This is a genomic window from Arthrobacter sp. ZBG10 (assembly GCF_001238605.1).
GTDB lineage: Bacteria > Actinomycetota > Actinomycetes > Actinomycetales > Micrococcaceae > Arthrobacter.
On the sequence record NZ_LFQH01000011.1, the window covers coordinates 1 to 4,418 of the forward strand.

A 4,418-nucleotide genomic window follows, 5' to 3' on the forward strand; every position below is an offset into this window, starting at 1 on the left:
ATGGCCCCCGAAAACCCCGCCAACACAAGGAAAACAAGGACCACCACCGCACCCAACACCCACACAAGACCAAAACCAGCCACTATGCAGTGAGTCACACACCAGAAGCGGTCGGGTTGTCAGCCTTTGACGCGCAGCTCCACACTGAAATCAGCTTCGCGGGGCCGCAGCCGGTAGGCCTCCAGGACACCGGGTCCGCAGGCAGCTGTCCCAACTCCCCGCAGCGCATGATCCACGTAGACGTAGGTCCGGCCATCCGGCACAAGGTCGTCCCGGTGGGCAGCAGCGTCGAGGTGCTCCTGCGAGAAGGGCCGGACGGTCAGTGCGAAGGGGGCTCCCTGCACCTCGAAGCTGCCGGCGGCCAGTTCCACCGCCGCCTGGATAACCCCGGACCTGGCCCCGGACTCCTGCGGCCGGACATAGTCCTCGTTCATTGCCGTCGCCGGCAGCGTGTACCTGCCAAACCGGGCGCCCTGCCCGGTGTCCGCATAGCTCTGGTGCGGACCCTGGCCAAACCAGCTCACTGCCTTTGCCTCTGAAGCCAGGACAAACTCCAGGCCGATCCGGGCCCACTCGACCGGCAACCCGCCGTCGATCCACTCTCCGTCGGGCCGGACCTGCGTGCGCAGCCCAACCCACTCGTTGTCACTGCTCCACGAGTAGTCAACCAGGACGCCGAACTGCTTGTCGGCCGCCGCCATGCGCGTCCGTACCGTAAGGACCTCGCCGCCCTCGGCGGTACGGTCCGCAGTGATGCCCAGCAGGCGGGAATGCAGCCGGTTGAGTCCGGCGTTGTGCCAGGCCGTCGACAGGGGAAGGTCGTCCCGGCCAAACCAGCCCCGGCCAAGGTCGTTGTCGGTGGGCGGCCACCACAGAACCAACCGGAAGTCCGCCACGGGGACGCCGCCAATTGAGACCGGCAGCCCGGTAGCGCGGTTGAACACCACTGCACCCAGCCGAAGTTCGGCCTGCTCCACGGCAACGCATTCGAGGGCCTGGTGCGCTGCGGCCGGAGCGCCGCTGAGGACACCCTGTCCCCAGGCAACTTCGTGGCCGGCGCCGGCCCAGTCCGAGTCGGCGGCCAGCACGGCGCTGACCGTCAGCACGGCCGCCCCGTCAAGGCCTGCAAGGCCGGCGGGCAGCGGAACTGTCGCTTCCGCACCCGGGTCCACCGCGGCTACGTCAAGCACACCCTCACGGATAACGTCGCCGCCCGGCGTGGTGCCGCCGTCGGACGTCACTGCGTACCGGAAGCTGAGCGCGGACGTGTCCGCGAAGTTGAATCCGTTCCGGACCGTGACGGTGGTCCAGTCCGCCGCCACGCCCAGGCGTACCGGCTCGATGACCTTCTTGAAATCGAGCAGCCCGGGCCGGGGCTTGCGGTTTGCGTCCACCAGGCCGTCGGTGACGAAGTTGCCGTCGTGGATTTCCTCGCCGAAGTCGCCACCGTACGCAAACTGTTCGCCGCCGTCCTTGGCAGGGACGGTGATCCCGTGCTCCAGCCATTCCCAGACGAATCCGCCCATGAGCCGCGGGTAGCGGTCAAAAAGCTCCTGGTACTCGGTCATGCCGCCCGGGCCGTTACCCATCGCGTGCACGTATTCGCACTGCACAAACGGCATGGCCCGGCGCCGGCTGTCCAGGGCGGGATCTGCCAGCGCTTCTTCTTTACCCTGCCCGATCAGCTCCGTCTCGGCCTGGTCCGCGTACATCCGCGAGTACACGTCGACGTAGGCCGAGCTCCAGTCACCCTCGTAGTGGATGGGTCGGCTGGGGTCGCGGTCCTTGGTCCAGCGGGACATCGCCTCAAGGTTCCGGCCGTTCCCGGATTCGTTGCCGAGGGACCACATGATCACCGAGGCATGGTTTTTGTCCCGCTCCACGGTCCGGCGCATCCTGTCCACCAGTGCCGATTCCCAGCGCGGATCGTCGCTGGGGTTCTGCTTCCAGCCAGCGTCAACAAAACCGTGTGTTTCGAGGTCGCATTCGAGGACCACATAGAACCCCAGCTGGTCCGCGAGGGCCAGGAATTCCGGATGCGGCGGGTAGTGGGAGGTACGGATGGCATTGATGTTGTGCTGCTTCATGAGCCGCAGCTCGGCCTCCACCACGTCACGGGGCACCACGCGGCCAAGGCGCGGGTGGTGCTCGTGCCGGTTGACGCCGCGTAGCAGGATGCGCTGGCCGTTGACTTTGAACTGCGCGTCCTCGATGGTGATGCTGCGGAAGCCCAGCTGAAGATCCACGGTTTCCCCGGCCGTGCTGACGGTGGCGGCGTAGAGGGCCGGCAGTTCCGCGGACCAGGGGCTGACGCCGGGGATCCGGTGTTCGGTGCCTGCGGCCAGTTCCAGGTTCAGCTCCGGGACGCGTACGACGGCGTCAATCGCCACGCCGGACCGGCCCGCCTCCACCCGGAGGATGCCTTCGCCGCTGCCGGCGTCGTATTCGGCGTGGACAAAGACGTCGTCGATGCCATCGGCGGGGCGGGCCTGCAGGGTGACGTCCCGGAAGATTCCGGGGAGCCACCACATGTCCTGGTCTTCCACGTAACTGGCGGCCGAAAACTGCGCCACCCGGACGGCAAGGGTGTTGGTGCCCGCCACCAGGACACCGGAGACGTCGAACTCATGGGCAAGCCTGCTGCCCCGGGTGGTCCCGAGTTCCACGCCGTTGAGCCACACCGTGGCCGCTGACTCGATGCCGTCGAAACGGAGCAGCGCAGCGGGGAGAAACTCCGGCCCTGCCGTGAACTCCGTCAGATGGTCGCCGATGGGGTTGGCTTCGGGAACGTTGGGCGGTTCCACGGCGAACGGGAACTTGATGTTGGTGTAGGCGGGAGCGCCGTGGCCGTGCATGGACCAGCTGGACGGGACCGGCAGCCCGGTAAAGCCGGACAGGTCGCTGCCGTCCTGCCAGCCGTCCCCGGGAGCGGTGCGGATGCCATCACTGAGCCGGAAGTGCCACTCGCCGTTGAGGGAGAGCCTGGGGGCATCCGAGGTCAGGTAGGCGCGCGGTGGCAGGGTGCCGCGGGCAGGCGCCAGCGACGCAAGCTCCTTCACACCGGCAGCGCCCAGCTCGAGGCTGCGCGATGCCTGACCGGCGGTTTCGTCCGGGACGGCTTTGTCCGGAGCGGAGGGGGACTGGACTGACATGGGAATCCTCGCTGCAGGGGATGGAACAACTCCGTGAACGTTCACGATGCAGTATCAAGCCTAGCGGTTTACTTCGCGATTGAGTAGGCCCTACGCCGACTCCCGGTGAACCAGCTCGTGCCGGAGGACCAGTGCCGATTGTTCCGTTCCCGCTGCCACGCTGCCGGACAGCAGGCCTTCAACGAGGCCGACGGCGGCACGCCCCACGGAGCGTAGGTCAAGGGACAGGGTGGTCAGCTCCGGTGAGGTCAGCTCACCCAGGGGTATGCCGTCCATGCCGATCACGGCGCAATCCCGGGGGACGCTGAGGCCGGCTTCCTGCAGTGCCTTGAGCGCCCCTGCTGCCATGAGGTCGTTGAACACCAGCAAGGCGTCCGGAGCGTCCTGGCCAGTAACCAAATCAAGCACTGCGGCCCGTGCTGCGGGCGCGGACGGGCCCGCAGCACGCCGGATGAGGGTGATGCCGAGTTGGTCCGCGACCGCGGCAACTGCGGTCCCCCTGCTGGCCGCAGGGCCGCCCTGGTCCGAATCCAGGAACGCGATCCTGGTGCGGCCGCTGTGCACGAGGTAGTCCAGCGCGAGCCTCGCAGCATGGTGGTAGTCGAAGGAGATCCTGCCGGCGGCCTGGCCGGCCGGGTAGTCAAGGCTGACCAGTGGACGCCTGCCCATGAGGGACTGGGCCTGGGCAGCATGGCTGCCCAGATATCCGATCAGCGCATCAACCTGGGGCGCCAGCCGTTCCACCGCATCGAGGGCTGTTGCCGTGCCGTGGCCGTAGTCGTCAACCACCACGTTCCAGCTCCGCTGGGTCGCTGCTTCCACCACGCTGGAGGCAAAGGCGGGGAAATAGGGGTTGGTCAGGTCGGGAATGGCGAGCCCCACTGACACCCGGGCGCCCTGGACCAAACCTTTAGCGAACCGGCTGGGGCTGTAGCCCAGCTCAGCGGCGATGCCCTGCACCCGCTCCCTGGTGGCTGCACTGATGCCCGCCATGTTGTTCATGGCCCGGGTGACTGTTTGCCGGGACACGCCGGCGGCGGCAGCCACATCAAGGATGGTGGCGCGCTTGGCAGGCTGCTGGTGGGAGGTCCGGGTCATAGACGGCAAGTCTATGACCATATGGAGTCCTGCCTGTGGTGGGGTCGGTGGCGTCCCGTCTGTCCCTCACCGTTACGCTATCGGTTGTGGTTGTTGTTCGGGGTGTTTGGGGACTGTATCTGATAGGTCAACGGGGGTGTTTGTTTGTTTGTTAAATGTGGGAGGCCC

Annotated in this window: 2 protein-coding genes; both read right to left on the bottom strand. The window is 67.0% G+C overall.

Translation table 11 applies throughout. From position 1 onward, the window contains the following. Positions 1–119: 119 nt before the first annotated feature. Positions 120–3,152: a glycoside hydrolase family 2 TIM barrel-domain containing protein gene (locus ACU18_RS02845; RefSeq protein ID WP_082178150.1), complete on the bottom strand. Its 3,033-nt coding sequence runs from the start codon at positions 3,150–3,152 to the stop codon at positions 120–122. A 90-nt stretch (positions 3,153–3,242) separates the two neighbouring features. Beyond that, complete coding sequence (locus ACU18_RS02850; RefSeq protein WP_050684034.1) at positions 3,243–4,250, bottom strand: LacI family DNA-binding transcriptional regulator; 1,008 nt, start codon at positions 4,248–4,250, stop codon at positions 3,243–3,245. Positions 4,251–4,418 lie beyond the last annotated feature (168 nt).